This is a genomic window from Inquilinus sp. Marseille-Q2685 (genome assembly GCF_916619195.1).
Lineage (GTDB): Bacteria > Pseudomonadota > Alphaproteobacteria > DSM-16000 > Inquilinaceae > Inquilinus.
In genome coordinates this window covers 260,539-276,455 of the sequence record NZ_CAKAKL010000003.1, presented here as the reverse complement: position 1 = coordinate 276,455, position 15,917 = coordinate 260,539, and the positions used below count along the sequence as shown (strand labels likewise).

Here is a 15,917-nt window from a genome sequence, read left to right as displayed (position 1 = left end):
GTCAGAAGGCCGGCAAAAGGTCGTCGTCCGGGTCGCGGCCCCCGCCCTCGCCCTGGTTCATCGCGTGGGCGCGGCCGATCGCGTTCGACTGCCGCAGCCGGTCCATGGCCCGGCCCTGGGCCGGTGCGTCGGCATCGTCGTCGAAGAGGTCGAACTCGGGCGCATGGTCGTGCTCGGCGGGCCGGACGATGCCCTCTTCGGCCAGGCCCGGATGGCGCTGTTGCTGGACACCGCCCTCCTCCTCGGCGAGGCTGGCCTCGCCTTCGGCCGCGGCGAGGCGGTGGTCGAGGCCGCGGCTTCGGCCTCTCCAGTCGTCGGGGCGCGGCGGCGGCCGGTCGCGGTAGCCGTCCGTCGCGAGCTCCGGCGCCGGCAGCACGCGGCCGGCGAAGTTCCGGTCCTCGAAATACCGGAGCTTCTTCGCCCGGATCGGCGCCAGACCCGAGACCAGCACGAGCTCGTCCGAAGCCGGGAGCTGCATCACCTCGCCCGGGGTCAGGAGCGGGCGGGCCGTCTCCTGGCGGGAGACCATGACATGGCTGAGCCAGGGCGCCAGGCGATGGCCGGCATAGTTGCGCTGGGCCCTGAGCTCGGTCGCGGTGCCGAGCGCGTCGGAGATCCTTTTCGCCGTGCGCTCGTCGTTGGAGGAGAACGCGATCCGGACATGGCAGTTGTCGAGGATGGCGTTGGTCTCGCCATAAGCCTTGGAGATCTGATTCAGGGACTGCGCGATCAGATAGGCGCGAATGCCATAGCCGGCCATGAAGGCGAGCGCGGTCTCGAAGAAGTCGAGCCGCCCCAGCGCCGGGAATTCATCGAGCATCATGAGGAGGGCGTGGCGCCGGCGCTTGTCCGGATCGCCCTCGAGCCGCTCGGTCAGGCGCCGGCCGACCTGGTTGAGGACCAGGCGCACCAACGGCTTGGTCCGGGAGATGTCGGACGGCGGGATCACGAGGAACAGCGAGACCGGGCGTTCGGCGTCGACCAGGTCGGCGATGCGCCAGTCGCTCGCCGCCGTGGTCGCCGCGACCGTCGGATCCCGGTAGAGGCCGAGGAAGGACATCGCGGTCGACAGCACGCCGGAGCGCTCGTTCTCCGATTTGTTCAGGACCTCGCGCGCGGCAGAGGCCACGACCGGATGGACGACCGGCGCCTCCTTCGTCCCGAGATGGTTCGTCCCCATCATGGCTCTCAGCGTCGCGGCGAAGGAGCGCTCGGGGTCGGAGAGGAAGGTCGCGACGCGGGCGAGCGTCTTCTCCTTCTCGGCGTAGAGCACATGCAGGATCGCGCCGACCAGGAGCGAGTGGCTCGTCTTCTCCCAGTGGTTCCGGCGCTCGAGCGCCCCTTCCGGATCGACGAGGATATCGGCAATGTTCTGCACGTCGCGGACCTCGTCGGGGCCGCGGCGGACCTCGAGCAGCGGGTTGTAGCGGGCCGAGCGGGGGTCGGTCGGATTGAACAGCAGGCAATGCGAGAAGCGGGAGCGCCAGCCTGCGGTGAGCTGCCAGTTCTCGCCCTTAATGTCGTGGATGACCGCGCTCTCCGTCCAGGTGAGCAGCGTCGGCACGACGAGACCGACCCCCTTGCCGCTGCGGGTCGGTGCGAAGGCCATCACGTGCTCCGGACCGTCGTGCCGGAGATAGCGGCGGCCGAGGCGCCCGAGGAACACGCCGGCCGGCCGGAACAACCCCGCCGCCTGGACCTCAAGGCGTGTCGCCCAGCGCGAGGAGCCGTAGGTCGTAACGACGCGGCTTTGCCTGGCGCGCCACAGCGAGCCCAGGATCGCGACGGCGCAGCCGAGAAGACCGCTCGAGGCGGCAACGACGCCGGCCCGGTCGAAGAGCTGGGGCGCATAGGCGTCGTAGACGTACCACCATTCGAACAGGCGCCACGGGTGGTAGACCGGCCAGGACAGGAGCATGAACCAAGCCGGGCCGAGCCGCGGCTGATGGCCGAGCTCGGCCGCGCACCACTGCGTCGCGGCCCAGAGGCCGGCGAGCACGATCGCGAAGACGACCAGGATCTGGCCGATCAGGACCTTGGTCGGGGTCATGCCCTGCTCCCGGACGGCACGGCGTCATGGCGCCGCTCATGCGGGAGATGGATTCATCATCCGGCCGAAACGCGACACATCGCGTGTCCGCGCCCATGTGCGATCATCGCGCGCGGGCGCAGGTACGGGTGCATAGTCGGGAAGGACGAGCCGCCCCTAGCCGGCTTGGCCTTGGCGACGAGGGCAACAGGGACATATTGGTGTTACGGGTGCCAACGCCGAGCGATGGCAATCTCACCTGTCCGGTGCTATTCGGGCAGGATCTCCGCTAGTTTCCGGTTCATTGACTCCTAATCGCCGGACAGCGCACTCCTAATCGCCGGGTGCCTTACTCCTGTCCACCGGAGACAGGAGAGCTCTTGTACAACGCCTTCTCGAGGGCCGGGTGCGCGAAGCCTTGGCCGAGACACCCGCGGTGCTCGTCATCAGCCCGCGGCGCGCGGGCAAGACCACGCTGCTCCGAACCATAGCCAATGGCCGGGGGCGTAAACGTGCGTTTTCAGGAAAGCCGCAAGGTGATACATATCCTCATCCCTTGGCCTTCAATGTCCGAGCATTTGTATCATCTACGGAGCTTATGGACTCGAGCGTCAAAACCCACCGCGACAGAGTGATCGGGGTGCTCCGCAAGCAGGGCATGGCTCGGCTGGCGGAGCTGATGCGAACCGGCGCCACGGCCACGTCCGTTGCCCGGCTTGAACGCGAAGGCACCATCGTCCGTCTCGCCCGCGGCCTGTATCAACTGCCGGACGCGCCGCTCGAGACGCACCACACACTGGCGGAGGCGGCCAAGCGTGTGCCGCGGGGGGTGGTCTGCCTGGTATCGGCCCTGGCGTTCCACGACCTCACCGACCGGATGCCGCCGAAGGTCTGGATGGCGATCGCGCCGAAGGACTGGGGGCCGCGGGTGACGCAGCCGCCGATCCGGTTCGTGCGATTTCCTTCTGCAGCGCTCAAGGACGGTGTGGAGTCCCATCGGATCGAAGGGGTGACGGTCCGGATCACGAGCCCGGTACGCACCATCGTCGACCTGTTTCGCTACCGACGGGTGCTGGGGCAGGCCGTCGCCGTCGAGGGGCTGCGGGAGGGGCTGCGCCAGCGGAAAGTCGCGCCGGGTGAGATCGCCCGCTGTGCAGCGGCGATGAAGGTCTGGCCGGCTCTCCAACCCTACCTCGAGGCTCTCACGATCGATGGCTAGGTCCGTGCGCAATCCGGGCGCGTCGGTTCGCGCGCGTCTGCTCAACCTCGCCAGGGAGCGCAACCAGCCGTTCGACCTGCTGCTCACGCGGTATGTGCTGGAGCGCCTTCTCGATCGGCTGAGCCGGACGCCCTATCGCGATCGCTTCGTCCTGAAGGGCGCGATGCTCATGGCCACGTGGTTCGCCGACCCGCATCGGCCAACGCGCGATCTCGATCTTCTCGGCTTCGGCGACCCCGATCCTGGAGCCGTGCTTGCGGTGTTCCGTGAGGTCTGCGCCATGCCGGCCGAGGATGGCGTGGCCTTCGACCTCGACAGCCCCAGCGTCGATCGCATCCGTGAGGATGCCGTCTATGGCGGGCTCCGTCTCAAAATGGCCGCCGCTGTCGGTGGAGCTCGTGTGCGTGTCGTCGTCGACATTGGCTTCGGCGACGCGATCGAGCCGGGGCTCGAGGAACTGGCGCTGCCGGTGCTGCTGGATCTGCCGGCTCCCCGGTTGCGCGCCTACGCCCGCGAGACTGTCGTCGCGGAGAAGTTCCAGGCCATGGTGGCGCTCGGCCGGGCGAACACTCGGCTGAAGGACTTCTACGACATCTGGGTGCTGGCACGGGGCTATGAGTTCGCGGACGACCGTCTCGCGCGGGCGATCGCCGCCACGTTCCGGCGTCGTGACACGGCCATTCCAGCTGAACCACCCGAAGCCCTGACGGCCGCCTTCGCCGAAGATCCGCTGAAGCAACGACAATGGCGCGCCTTCCTCGCGGATGTCGCCGTGGATCCGGGGGACCTTCGGGCCGTCCTGCAGGATCTGGCGGAATTCCTGATGCCCCATTGCCGGCGGGCGAGGGCGCTTCCGTCGGACCTTGCCGAACGATGACGGAACGCCGCCTCCGCGGTTGATCTGTCTTCCAGCGAGATCGGCAGCGCCTCTTCCATTCGGCCGAGCCCGCGAAAGGACCTATGAGATCCCCAATCCTCTCTGCCGGCCGATGGTCCAGGAAATCGTCTCTCCCCTCGCGAGGCCGGAGACGGGCCGGCCCAGGCTGCGCTCCAGCACCGGCCGCCACGGCACCAGCGTGAAATCGCGCGACCTCTCGATGAGAGCGAAGCGGCCGCTCGCGAGATCGACCGGACGCCGATAGACGCCCTCGATCCGCTGGCCGGGCCGAGCCTCCGAGAAGGCGAGGCCGAGCTCTCCCGAAAGCTGGCCCGCGACGCGCAGGAGCTCGCGGCGGCGCAGTCGCGCCAGGAGATCGGCGCGGTAGACGACCCGGTCCTCCTCCGCGCGGGCAAGGCCCTCCTCGATCAGCCATTGCCGGCGCCGCGCCAACGCGTCCCGGACCTCCCGCCCGAAACCGGCGCCGCGCGGCGCCTCCGGCTTGTCGGCCATGAGCTCGCGGTCGAGCCAGGTGGCCCCGTCAGCCGTCACCTGCCGCTCGACCGGCCACGCCGAATGCGTCCGCACCACGACCGGCACATCCTTCGCCCGGCCCTGCTCGTAGGCCGCGGCCCGATCGAGATGGTCGGGCGCGATGATCCAGCTCCCGTCCGGCTCCCGCTCCACCAGGCCTGCCTGGCGCCGCATCGCCTCGAGCCGCCGGACATGCGTCTCCACGAACGGAACGCTCGCGGCGGGATCGTGCCGCAGATGGATCTCGGGGCTGTAGCGCCCGCCATGGGCGGCGGCGATCTCGGCGATCACGCGATCGACCGGGCGCGGCTCGCTCCGCTTCGGCGCGATCGCGACGACCGCGCCCTCGGGAATCGGCTCGGTCGCCTCGCCTCGGCCGATTTCGACATAGTGCGTCCGGCCGTCCACCCCGTCGACGATGAGGTAATGGCGGTCCTCGATCTCGTCGGAGACGCCGCGCCGCAGCAGCCGGCCTGTGATCGGGCGGGTGGCCGGGTCGGACGGATCATAGATGGCGTGGTCCGCAGCGGCCCGGGTCAGGCCCTTCTTCGCGAGCTCACGGTGGAGCGTCTTCAAGATGTCGCCGCGCTCGCCCATCCGGCGCAGCACCGGCTCCAGCTCGGGAGCGAGGCGCCATCGTCCAGGCTCCACCTCCTCGGCAAGGTCGAGTCGGCGAAGCTTCTGCAGACGGCCGGCCTTGAGCGCCTGCCGGAACGGATCGGCGTCTCCGGTCCGGACGAGACCTTCCCTGTCCCGCTCGTGCAGGAGCTCTCGGTCGATGCTAGTGAAGCGCTCCTGGTCGACCTCGCGGCGCAGCCGGTCCTCGATCTCGAGATCGGAGCGAGGCCCCAGATCGAGGCGCACGATCTCCGCCGCCCTCTCCCTTATCCCCCGTGTCAGGTATTCCCGGGCGATGACCAGGTCCCGGCCGTCTTCGGTCCGGCCGCGCAGGATGACGTGGCTGTGCGGGTGGCCGGTGTTGTGGTGATCGACCGCGACCCAGTCGAGCTTCGTCCCGAGGTCCTCCTCCATCCGTGTCATCAGGCGCCGGATGAAGGGCGTGAGGTCGTCATAGGCCGTGCCGTCCTCGGCCGAGACGATAAGGCGAAACTGGTGGCGGTCGCCGGCCGACCGCTCGAGGAAGGCCCGGCCGTCCGCCCGGTCCTCTTCGGCGCCGTAAAGCTGCCCGGGCTCGCCGTCGCGGGTGACGCCGTCGCGCTGGATATATCGCAGATGGGCTTGAGCCGCTCCGAGGCCCGCGCGCGAAAGCCTGACAATCCGCGTCTTGACGATGACGCGGCGCTGCCGATGGGCGGCGTAGCGGTCGCGCGAGGCAAGAACGCGGCCGACCCCGGCGCCACGGCCGATGCGGCTGCCGTGAAAGGTGGCGCGCAGGGCCGATCGCCCGCCCGCCCTCGCCCGCCGGCCAGCGCCGCCGCCTGCAGCACCCGCTGCTGGTACCGCCGTCCGCTCCCGAGCGACCGGATCCGGCCGAGCTCGGGCTCGAACTCATCCCGATCCGTCACGCCGGCCACCCTCCGCCCGCCGAACCCGCCCGCCGCGTTCGATCCCTATCCTCCGGCCGCCCGGCGGCCTGTCCGGACGCGCGAACGCCTTCATCGCCCCGGGGCGGGTGCCGCGGTCGAGAGCGGCACGAAGAGCTCGCGCCCGTCGCCTTGCCCGATCAGGACGCGGCGCCGGTCGGGCCCTAATCCAGCAGGACCCGGCGCCGCCCGGTCCTTGAGGAGCGCGCATTCGGCCGGAGCCGCCGGAGCGGCCGACGCCCTGTCCAGACGGACGCCCAGCCGCGCGAGATAGCGGCGCGTCTCCGAGGGCAGCGGCCGTCCCGAGGCCAGATGCTCGGTCAGCCGGGCCGGCCCGGCATGATAAGCGGCGAAGGCGCCTGGGACGCCGAAGCACGACCACATGTCCCTGAGATAGGCGGTCCCGGCGAGGATATTGTCGCGCGGATCCTGGGGATCGGCACCCAGCCCAGGGCGTCTTCGCATCTCCTCATAGGTCTTCGGCATGACCTGCATCAGCCCCATCGCCCCTGCCCGCGAGACGATCGGCCGGCCGTTCCCCGTCGCATGCCCGCCGCTCTCGACGCGCATGACCTCGCGGACCCAATGCTCCGGCACGCCGAAGCGGCGCGACGCCTCCGCGATCAGGGGTCGCCAGCGGTCGATGGCGGGCGCGGGCGACCGGCCGGCCGGCACGGGATCGATTGATCGAGGCGGCGGCTCCAGCTGGCTCGCCGTTACCGGGACATCGACGAGGCTCGGAGGCGGCGCGCACGGCCCCTCGGCCGCCCCAACTCCGCAGAGGAGGAAGAGCGTCACCAGGTCCATAGCGGCACCAGCCTGCCGATGATCGACTGCGCATCGACCGGCCCGAAGTACCGGCCGTCGAAGGACGCGCTCGCGCCCTCGTTGAGAAGGAAGACCTCGGTCGGCCGCAGCGTCCGGCACCCGTCCCAGGACGGCAGTGCCCGTCCTTTCCCGTCTCCCGGAAACCGGATCGCGGCGGGTGCGGCGTTGATCAGCACCAGCTTTCCCTGGCCGCAGATCCGGTCGCCCGCGAGACCTGCGACCCGCTTCACCGCCGGCACCGAGCGGGGCAGATAACCGCGCTCGGCGGCGAGCGCAGCCGCGTCTCTCGGAAGCCGGACGAGCACCACATCGCCGACCCGGAGGGGACGCTTCGCAGCCATGAGATATAAGCCGACGGGAGCGCTGGGGCTTGCATTGTAGGTCAGCCACAGCCTGGATGCGGCGATGGCGGGCAGGCCGGTCGCGAGCACCGCGCCGGCCGCAGCGGCGAGCACAAGCCCGCGACGCCGGCAGGACCGCTCAGCCATCGACACCCCCGCGTCCGCGAGCGGTGCCGGTGGTATCGCCGCTTCGCGCGTCGGACCAATTGTCGAGATCGGCAATGTGATAGCGGACGTGGCGACCGTGCCGGCGGAATTTCGGGCCGCGGCCGAAGCTCCGCATCTTCTCCAGCGTCCGCGACGACAAGCCGATATAGAAGGCGGCCTGATCGGTGTTGAGAAATGGGCTGCCCTTCTTCGCCCGGGCGGCCCGGGCGGTGTCGTCGTCCATGGCAGAGTCTCCTGTTCGCCCGGACGGCGGCGATGGCCGTCGTCCTGGCGAGGAGGCTCGGCAAGAGCGGACGACGCCGGGACGGTCGGAAACGGCACCCCCGGCAAATCGACCCCCACTGGTGGGATGGCCGACGCCGCTCCTCAGCGAGGCGCCGGGCCCGCCTCGGCGGGCGCGACCGGCCGTCCCGACAGCACCTGCCGGTATCCTTCCCGGGTCATGGCTTCGGCGAAGCGGAGCAGCCGCCGCACCCGGCTGCGCATGAAGTCGCTCGGTCCGGCCCAGGCTTCGGCCGCGCTGGGGCGGCCGAAGAGCTCGGAGGCGATGTCCCTCTGCGACGCCCCGGCGCGGGCGAGCTCCAGCGCGCGGAGCGCCGCCGGCCACCGCTCGGCGCGCGGTGGCGGCGGATAGAGCCTGTTGGGAAACCGGTTGAGGCGCCGGAGCGCCAGCAGCCGCTCCAATGCAGCGAGCTTCATATCCAGTCCGTCGAAGCCGGCGAGCTCGTAGCGCAGGCGAACAGCCCCCCCGAGGCCCGTGCCGGACCGGACGACGAGCTGGATGGCCCGCCCGCCGCTGCGCAGCAGGACATGCTCGGCGCCATCCGGTTCCTTCAGGACCGCGACGGCGCAGCCGAGGGCGGTGAGATCGAGCGCGTCGCGTGGCTGCGCTCCGGGCTCCGCCCGGACGGGCAGGACTGCGGGATTCAGCGTCTCGCTCCAGAGTGGAGAGGCTACCTCCGCGCTCCGGTCAGGCTGCTCGAAGAAAAAGCACCCCCCAATGAGCGGCCGCGACGGGCCGGTCCGGCAGGGTCAAGAGCTCGATCTTCGGATCCCGCTGCAGGATCGTGCGCTCCGGCCGCGGAGCAGACGCGGCCTCCCGGCGATAGGCCGGGTTGCGCCGCAGCCATTCCCAGGCCCAGCCCGCGCGATCGATCCGGAGGGCGGTGCCCCCGCCATCTTCAGGCACAGTCTCGGGCGATGTTCGATGCCGGCCCATGCCGCTCCCCCGGAGCCGCCCCATCGGTCCAAGCGCGCTGCGCCCCACGGTTTGCGCCGTCTTGGAGCGAAGCGCACCGGGTTGAGGTGGGACGGCGCGGGAGCTGCGTGTATCGGTTTCTTGGGAGGCATATCTGGTTCTTGGGAAAATCGTCTCTCGGTTGTTTACAGATTCGTGAACTTCGCATTTGATGCGAAAATCGTTCTCATCTCCGGCGAATTCGTGTGGCGAGGCGGGCCATGCGCAAGGCGACAGCGATACCAGAGGAGCGGAAGGCGCAGGAGCTCGTCCACCGTCGAGCCTGCGCGCAGGTCGAGCGGATCAGCCCGGACGAGTGGCGGCAGATCGCCGTCAGCCGCTATCGGATCCGAGCACCCCAGATCGAATTGCCGCCGCTGCCGGTTCCGTCCGTGTCGATCAGCCGCGCCCGCGGCCATCGCATCGAGCGGATCTTGAGGGGTCAGCGGTCCGAAGGCCGGACCGTGCCCGGGCATATCGCCCTATTGCCGTCGGATGCCGGCACGGTCTGGACGCTCGATCGCGATCTCGAGATCGCGCAGATCTATCTCGACTGGAGCCTCCTCCGCCGCGTCATCGAGGAAGAGATCGATCGGGACAGCCGTGGCCTTGAGATCAGGTCCGACTTCCTGTTCCGGGACCATCGGATCGAACAGATCGGACGCAGCCTCCTTGCCGAACTGGAGGCGCCCAGCATCGGCTCGCAATTCCTCGTCGAGAGCCGGACGCTCGATCTCACGGTCCATCTGGTCCGACGCTACTCCAACCTCAAGCTGCGTCGTCCGCCACGGACCTACAGCCTCGCGCCCTGGAAGCTCGCGCGAATCCAGAGCTACATCGAGGCGCATCTCGATCGCAACGTCTCGCTCGACGAGATGGCCGGCGTCGTGGGCATGAGCCGCTTCCACTTCGCCAAATCCTTCGCAGCGGCCGCCGGGCAGCCGCCGCACCGGTTTCTGATCGAACGACGTCTGGAGAGGGCGAGCAGACTCCTACTCGAGACCGAAGATCCGATCGCCAGCGTCGCCCATGCCGTCGGCTTCAACAGCCAGAGCCGCTTCACCGAAGCCTTCGCCCTTCACACGGGCGTGACGCCCGCACGGTTCCGGCTCCACGGACACGGCCAGGACGGCCGGGGATCGAGCGGAGGACCGATCTCGCATGGCCGACGATCGTGACGCCGCCAGGCGCGACACCTGCTACGTCCGCCTGAAGGACATGGCTGTCCATTGCCGCTTCAGGCCCGGCGAGCACCTCAAGGTCGGCCGGCTCTGCGAGAGGCTCAAGGCCAGCAGCACACCGGTGCGCGAGAGCCTCATCCGGCTTCATGCCGAAGGCCTCGTCACCGCCACCTCGCGCGAGGGCTTCTTCGCCCGTGTCCCGGAGACCGAGGAGTTCTCGGAGCTCTATCGGCTGGCTCGCACTCTGCTCTCGGATGCGATGCTTGGCGCGGCAGCGGCCGGCGGAAATGCCCGGGCGGAAGCGGCGGAGATCGCGGTCCAATCCGCCCTCCTCTTCAGCCCGCCGGCGAGGACGAGCGCCTGGGCCGCCATCGAGCAGTTGACCCTCGGCCTGTCCCGCCTTGCCCGCAACCGGGAGGTCACGCGGATCATCGGCAACGTCAACGACCGGGTCCGCTGCATCCGGATGATCGCCTGCTTGGATGCCGGCGCCGTTCAGGGCATGGTGGCCGACACACAACAGCTTGCCGACGCGATCGCGGCCGCCGACGCCGCGGGGGCGACCCGAAGCCTGGAGACGATGTTTGATCGCGATATCCGCCGGCTGCCCGATCTCACAAAAGAACTGCTCGCCCGCGCCCATGCCGGTGGAATCGGCTGACCGGGGACGAGGCACGGGGCCTGAGCTCCGCCGGGGCTCGTCTGCCCCATGAGCAAGCGCCCGCCCTCCGAGCTGACGCCGCGGCTCGGCAAGCCGACCGACCGGGTGTCCGGCGCCGCCATGGGCCCGGTGCTGCCGCTCATCCGGATGTCCATGGACCGCTGGCCCGCCAGCCTGAAGCGGATCGGCAAGTATATCCTCGAGAACCCCGAGGCCGCCGTGCACCTGTCGATCCGCGAGCTCGGCCAGAACACCCGAAGCGGCCAGGCGACGATCATGCGCTTCTGCCGCACCCTCGGCTTCGAGGGGATCCGGGACCTGAAGCTCCACCTTGCCGGCGACCTCGCGAGGCATGAGCGGCCAGGTGCCGCCGGAGCCGAGGATGACAGCCTGCTCGACGCCATGCTGGAAGCCCATGTCCAGGCGCTCCGCGAAACCCGCTCGCTGGTCCAGCCGGAGACGCTCCGCGCCGTGGCCACGCGGCTCAATGCGGCACGGCGCATCGACGTTTTCGGCGCCGGAGTCTCCGGCCTGGTGGCGGAACTCCTGGCCTACCACCTTCTCCTCTCCGGGCTGACCGCGCAGGCCCTGAGCGATCCGACCTACATGCTCGAGATCGCCCATGGCCTCGACCGGGACTGCGTCGCCGTGGCCGTCTCGGCGTCCGGCGTCTCTCAGGACACGCTCGACATGATGAAGCGCGCCCGCGCCGCCGGTGCGTTCACCGTCGCCATCACCAATCGCTCGAAAACCCCGCTCACGGCCGCCGCCGACTGCGTCCTCTCCGCGGTGAGCCAGGAGTCGCCGCTGACCGGCGGCGCCTTCGCGATCGCGACCGGCCATCTTCTGATCATCGACGCCCTCGTCGCGGAGATCGGACGCCTCCGGCGCTGAGTGGCGCCGGGCTGATCCAGGCCCGGCTTTCCACTCGGATAAGAAAGCTCCCCCGCCTCTTCCCCTCCGATGAGAAAAACGCGGCTTGAGGCCGCGGGCGGCCCGCTTTCGCCTTGAGAAAAAGCAAAACTCCCATTCTTAATATATTTATGGAGTTTTGCTTCTGACACGAAAGCGAATGCAACGCCGCACGGGGAGGCCATGTCGGAACCAGCCGGAATCACCTTGACCAGGATCGAGAAGCGCTTCGGGCCAATGGCCGCGCTGCGCGGCATCTCGCTCGACATCCGCCCGGGCGAGTTCCTGACGCTCGTCGGACCGTCGGGATGCGGAAAGTCGACGCTTCTGAGGATCATCGCCGGGCTCGACGTCCAGACCGCAGGCCACGTCGCCATCGGCGGCCGCCCGGTCGACGCGCTCGGCCCCGACCGCCGCGACATCGCCATGGTCTTCCAGAACTATGCCCTCTACCCGCACATGACGGTCGCGGAGAACATCGCCACCCCGCTCCGGCTCCGGCGTTTGGCCGCCTGGCAGCGCTGGCCGGTCATGGGCTCATTCGGCCGAGCGCGCGCGATCCGGGACGACATCGCCCAGGAGGTCTCGGGTGTGGCCGAACTCCTCGGCATCGCGGCTCTCCTCGACCGCAAGCCGGGGCAGCTCTCCGGCGGGCAGAGGCAGCGGGTCGCGCTCGGCCGGGCCCTCGTCCGGCACCCGCGCGTCTTCCTGATGGACGAGCCGCTCTCCAATCTCGACGCCAAGCTCCGCGTCCATATGCGCGCCGAGATCGCCCGCCTGCATCGGCGGCTCGGCGCAACCTTCGTCTATGTCACGCACGACCAGACCGAGGCCATGACCATGTCCGACCGGATCGCCGTGATGCTGGACGGGGAGGTCCGCCAGTTCGACACGCCGGCCGGCATCTACCGAGCCCCTGTCGATCACGATGTCGCCGCCTTCATGGCCCAGCCGCAGCTGAACACGCTGCCGGTCACCGGCGCCGGCGCCGGCGCCGTCGAGGCGTTCGGCACCCACCTCGCGATCCGCGGGCTCGTGCCGGCCGGCACCAGGGCCTCCCTCGCCTTCCGGCCCGAGGAGTGCATCCTCCTCGACGCGTCGGCACCGCAGGGCCTCGCCGCAAGCGTCAGCCATGTCGAGCGGCTCGGCGCCGATGGCTATGCCCACCTCGCGGTCGAGGGCTTCCCGGAGCTGGTCGTCGCCCGGCTCGACGCCGAGCGGCTTGGCCGCATCGAGCGCGGCCAAGCCGTCCGGATCCTGCCCGATCCGGAGCGCGCGCTGTGCTTCGACGAAAGCGGCCGCCGCATCGCGGCCGCCGAGCAGAAGGCGGCATGACGATGACCGTCCTTCCCTTCTCCTCTGCGGGATCCGATGAGCCCGCCGTCGCCGGCCAGCTCCGGCGGCGCCGCGCCAGGGCCGGCCTCACCCTCGCGAGCCCTGCTGCGGTGCTGCTGCTGGTGCTGCTGATCCTGCCGTCGGCGCTGGTGATCCTCTTCTCGCTGACCGATTACGGCTTCGGGGCCGCATCCTGGCGCTTCATCGGCGTCGACAACTATGCCGAGCTCTTCGCCGATCCCGGGGTCCTCCGCGCGCTCGGCAACACCGGGGTCTACATCGCCGTCGTCGTCCCCGGATCGGTCGCGGTCGGCCTCGGCGCCGCGCTCCTGATCGAAGGGCGGCAGGTGCTCCGCCGCTTCTATCGGGTCGCCTTCTTCCTGCCGGTGACGGCGACGCTGGTCGCGCTCGCCACCGCCTGGGAAGTCCTGCTCCATCCGGGCTTCGGCCTCGCCAACCTCCTTCTTGCGGCCGTCGGCCAGCCGAAGCTGCGCTTCCTCGCGGATCCGGACATCGCGATGTTCACGCTATCCGCGATCGGGATCTGGCAGCTCGCCGGCTTCAACATGGTGCTGTTCCTCTCGGGGCTCGCATCGATCCCGCGCGAGCTCTACGACGCGGCCGCGGTGGACGGCGCCGCCCGCGGCCTCGACCGGTTCCGCCTCGTCACTTGGCCGATGCTCGGCCCCACCACGATGTTCGTCGTCGTCATCACCGCGATCCGCGGCCTGCAGGTCTTCGACACCGTCGCCGTGCTCACCCGCGGCGGGCCCGACAAGGCGACAGAGGTGCTGCTCTACGCGATCTATCTCGAGGGCTTCCGCTACTTCCGGATCGGCTACGCCTCGGCGCTCACCGTCGTGTTCCTGGCGCTCGCCACGGCTCTGACGCTCGCCCAGACCCGCCTCATGGACAGAAAGGTGCACTACCAATGACCCGGCGCCTGCTGCCGTCGCTCGGGGGACTCTGCGCACATGCCGTGCTGTTCACCGGTGCGCTTGTCATGCTTGCGCCCTTCCTCTGGATGGCGCTGACCTCCTTCAAGCCCGCCGCCGAGATCTTCACGGGCGAGCTCGCGCTGCTGCCGTCCCGCTTCACGCTTCATAACTATGTCGAGGCGCTGTCGGCCTCGCCGCTCCTGCGCTTCCTCGTCAACGGCGTGCTGGTCTGCGGCGGCATCCTCGTGCTCCAGCTCGCGATCGCCATCCCATGCGGCTATGCGCTCGCGAAGCTCGACTTCCGGGGACGCGAAGCGCTCTTCGGGCTCGTGCTCCTCGGGCTCCTGATCCCGGTCCAGGTCCCGGCGCTGCCGCTCTATCTCGGCCTCGCCCGGCTCGGGCTCCTCGACAGCTTCCCGGCGCTGGTCCTGCCCTGGGCCGCTTCGGCCTTCGCCATCTTCCTCTTCCGCCAGGTGTTCCGGCGCTTTCCCGACGAGATCGTCGACGCTGCCCGGATCGACGGCTTCGGTGAGATCGCGATCGCCTTCCGCATCGCCCTGCCTTCGGCCTGGCCAGCCGTCGCCGCCTTCTCGATCTTCTCGGTGGTCGCGCACTGGAACGACCTCTACTGGCCGATGGTGGTCGTCCCCTCGACCGAGCTCATGACCCCGCCGCTCGGGATCGCCTATTTCCGCGAGGGCGGCGGGGTCGACGGCAATGTCGGCGCCTTGATGGCGGGCGGCGTGATCATCACCGCCCCCCTCGTCGTCGCCTTCCTCTTCGCCCAGCGCCGCTTCGTCCAGGGGCTGGCCTTCACCGGCATCCGGTAATCCCTCGGGAGACATTCGATGAACCGATTCCTGACCGTATCCGCGGTCCTGGCGGCGCTCGCCGCCACCCCGGCCGCCGCCGCCCCCGTCGAGCTCACCGTCTTCTACGCCTGGCCCTCGCATCAGCGCTTCCATGAGCCGATCGCCGCCGCCTTCATGGAGCGCCATCCGGAGATCAAGATCCGCTTCCAGGCGCCGGCATCGAGCTACGACGAGGCCTTCCAGAGCCTGCTGCGGCAGGGCATGACCGGCTCGCTGCCGGACGTGACTTTCGCCGGCTACCAGATGCTCCGGGCCCTGGCCGACCGCGGCCTCGCCCAGGATCTCGGCCCCCTGATCGCGGCCACGCCCGACTGGGGCGGACGCGGCTTCACCGATCCGGTGCTCGCGCTCGGGCGGGCGGCGGGCCGGCAGGTGGCCCTTCCCTTCGTGATGTCGACGCCGATCGTCTACGTCAACGGCGAGCTCGTCGCCCGGGCCGGCGGCGACGACGCGCCCTTCCCCGCCGACTGGGACGGGCTCATCGGCCTCGCCCACAGGGTCGACGGCCTCGGCCCCGACATCGACGGCATGTACTACGGGCTCGGCGTTGACGACTGGACCACCCAGGCCCTGATCCTGAACCAGGGCGGCTCGCTCCTCACGCCGGACGAGACCGACATCGCCTTCGACGGCCCGGAGGGGCTCGCCGCACTCCGCCTGTTCCGCCGGTTCCGCGAAGAAGGCGGACAGCCGGCGATCGGGGACGAGTCCGCCCGGCAGCAATTCGTCGCCGGCAAGCTCGGCATCCTCGTCGCCTCCACCTCCGGCGTCCGCGGCCTGGAGACCGATATCGGCGGCCGGTTCCCCCTCAAGACAGCGAGGCTGCCGCTGGCCGATCGCGGGCGCGGCCGCCTGCCGACCGGGGGGATGGCGGGCGTGATCCTGACCGACGATCCGGACAAGCGTGCCGCGGCCTGGGCCTATCTGCAGTTCGCGAGCGGCCCCGAGGCGCAGACGTTGATGGTGCAGAAGTCCGGCTATACCCCGGTCACCAGCCTGGCGCTCGGCCCGGACCATCTCGGCGACTTCTACCGGGAGCACCCGAACTGGTCGACGAGCATCGAACAGATCCCGGTGTCCGTTCCTTGGACCGCCTGGCCCGGACCGAACGGCGTCGAGATCGCGCAGGCGCTGCTCGATGCGATGGCGGCCCTCGCCCAGGATCGCCTCTCGCCTGACGAGGCGCTCGCCCGCATGGCCTCGGACGCCCGGCGCCTGATCTCCCGCCGATGAACCCTGCC

16 protein-coding genes are annotated in these 15,917 nt (G+C 69.9%); 9 read left to right on the top strand and 7 right to left on the bottom strand.

All coding sequences use genetic code 11. The features are described 5' to 3' along the window. Window position 1: 1 nt before the first annotated feature. Window positions 2–2,050, bottom strand: coding sequence for a conjugal transfer protein TraG (locus tag LG391_RS19110; RefSeq protein ID WP_225769625.1), 2,049 nt, complete (start codon window positions 2,048–2,050; stop codon window positions 2–4). A gap of 385 nt (window positions 2,051–2,435) precedes the next feature. On the opposite strand from LG391_RS19110, the gene LG391_RS19105 reads away from it, so the two are divergent. Both LG391_RS19105 and LG391_RS19100 read left to right on the top strand, forming a co-directional pair. Continuing rightward, window positions 2,436–3,248 (top strand): type IV toxin-antitoxin system AbiEi family antitoxin domain-containing protein, encoded by an 813-nt coding sequence (locus tag LG391_RS19105; RefSeq protein WP_225769624.1) that lies wholly within the window; start codon window positions 2,436–2,438, stop codon window positions 3,246–3,248. A gap of 4 nt (window positions 3,249–3,252) precedes the next feature. After that, window positions 3,253–4,125 (top strand): nucleotidyl transferase AbiEii/AbiGii toxin family protein, encoded by an 873-nt coding sequence (locus LG391_RS19100; protein ID WP_225769623.1) that lies wholly within the window; start codon window positions 3,253–3,255, stop codon window positions 4,123–4,125. A gap of 81 nt (window positions 4,126–4,206) precedes the next feature. Here the strand turns inward: LG391_RS19100 and rlxS are convergent, their stop codons facing one another. From rlxS to LG391_RS35050, 6 genes are all read right to left on the bottom strand, one after another. After that, window positions 4,207–6,027, bottom strand: a complete 1,821-nt coding sequence (gene rlxS, locus LG391_RS19095; protein ID WP_304608521.1) for a relaxase/mobilization nuclease RlxS — start codon at window positions 6,025–6,027, stop codon at window positions 4,207–4,209. Between the two features lie 248 nt (window positions 6,028–6,275). Further along, a complete protein-coding gene (locus tag LG391_RS19090) occupies window positions 6,276–6,878 on the bottom strand; it encodes a lytic transglycosylase domain-containing protein (RefSeq protein ID WP_225769621.1) in 603 nt (200 codons plus the stop codon). A 119-nt stretch (window positions 6,879–6,997) separates the two neighbouring features. Further along, window positions 6,998–7,519 carry a S26 family signal peptidase gene (locus tag LG391_RS19085; protein ID WP_225769620.1) on the bottom strand — a complete coding sequence of 174 codons (522 nt, stop codon included), beginning with the start codon at window positions 7,517–7,519 and terminating at the stop codon, window positions 6,998–7,000. Continuing rightward, entirely contained in the window at window positions 7,512–7,763 is a 252-nt protein-coding gene (locus LG391_RS19080) for an AlpA family transcriptional regulator (RefSeq protein ID WP_225769619.1), read from the bottom strand. The genes LG391_RS19085 and LG391_RS19080 overlap by 8 nt, the downstream gene beginning before the upstream one ends. Window positions 7,764–7,906: 143 nt before the next feature. Continuing rightward, entirely contained in the window at window positions 7,907–8,239 is a 333-nt protein-coding gene (locus LG391_RS19075; RefSeq protein WP_225769618.1) for a DNA -binding domain-containing protein, read from the bottom strand. Between the two features lie 271 nt (window positions 8,240–8,510). Continuing rightward, window positions 8,511–8,759, bottom strand: coding sequence for a transcriptional regulator domain-containing protein (locus tag LG391_RS35050; RefSeq protein ID WP_225769617.1), 249 nt, complete (start codon window positions 8,757–8,759; stop codon window positions 8,511–8,513). A 239-nt stretch (window positions 8,760–8,998) separates the two neighbouring features. Here LG391_RS35050 and LG391_RS19065 point away from each other — a divergent pair, with 239 nt between their 5' ends. From LG391_RS19065 to LG391_RS19035, 7 genes are all read left to right on the top strand, one after another. Beyond that, window positions 8,999–9,955, top strand: a complete 957-nt coding sequence (locus tag LG391_RS19065; RefSeq protein WP_225769616.1) for an AraC family transcriptional regulator — start codon at window positions 8,999–9,001, stop codon at window positions 9,953–9,955. After that, a complete protein-coding gene (locus LG391_RS19060; RefSeq protein WP_225769615.1) occupies window positions 9,939–10,619 on the top strand; it encodes a GntR family transcriptional regulator in 681 nt (226 codons plus the stop codon). Before LG391_RS19065 ends, LG391_RS19060 begins: the two co-directional genes overlap by 17 nt. Window positions 10,620–10,739: 120 nt before the next feature. Continuing rightward, the gene (locus LG391_RS19055; RefSeq protein ID WP_225769614.1) at window positions 10,740–11,513 is read left to right on the top strand and encodes a MurR/RpiR family transcriptional regulator; all 774 of its coding nucleotides are present in this window, start codon (window positions 10,740–10,742) and stop codon (window positions 11,511–11,513) included. 201 nt (window positions 11,514–11,714) lie between these two features. Beyond that, window positions 11,715–12,866, top strand: coding sequence for an ABC transporter ATP-binding protein (locus LG391_RS19050; protein ID WP_225769613.1), 1,152 nt, complete (start codon window positions 11,715–11,717; stop codon window positions 12,864–12,866). A gap of 2 nt (window positions 12,867–12,868) precedes the next feature. Next, window positions 12,869–13,801, top strand: a complete 933-nt coding sequence (locus tag LG391_RS19045; protein WP_225769612.1) for a carbohydrate ABC transporter permease — start codon at window positions 12,869–12,871, stop codon at window positions 13,799–13,801. Next, the gene (locus LG391_RS19040; protein WP_225769611.1) at window positions 13,798–14,634 is read left to right on the top strand and encodes a carbohydrate ABC transporter permease; all 837 of its coding nucleotides are present in this window, start codon (window positions 13,798–13,800) and stop codon (window positions 14,632–14,634) included. The genes LG391_RS19045 and LG391_RS19040 overlap by 4 nt, the downstream gene beginning before the upstream one ends. Before the next feature lie 18 nt (window positions 14,635–14,652). Then, window positions 14,653–15,909: an ABC transporter substrate-binding protein gene (locus LG391_RS19035; protein ID WP_225769610.1), complete on the top strand. Its 1,257-nt coding sequence runs from the start codon at window positions 14,653–14,655 to the stop codon at window positions 15,907–15,909. Window positions 15,910–15,917: the final 8 nt, after the last annotated feature.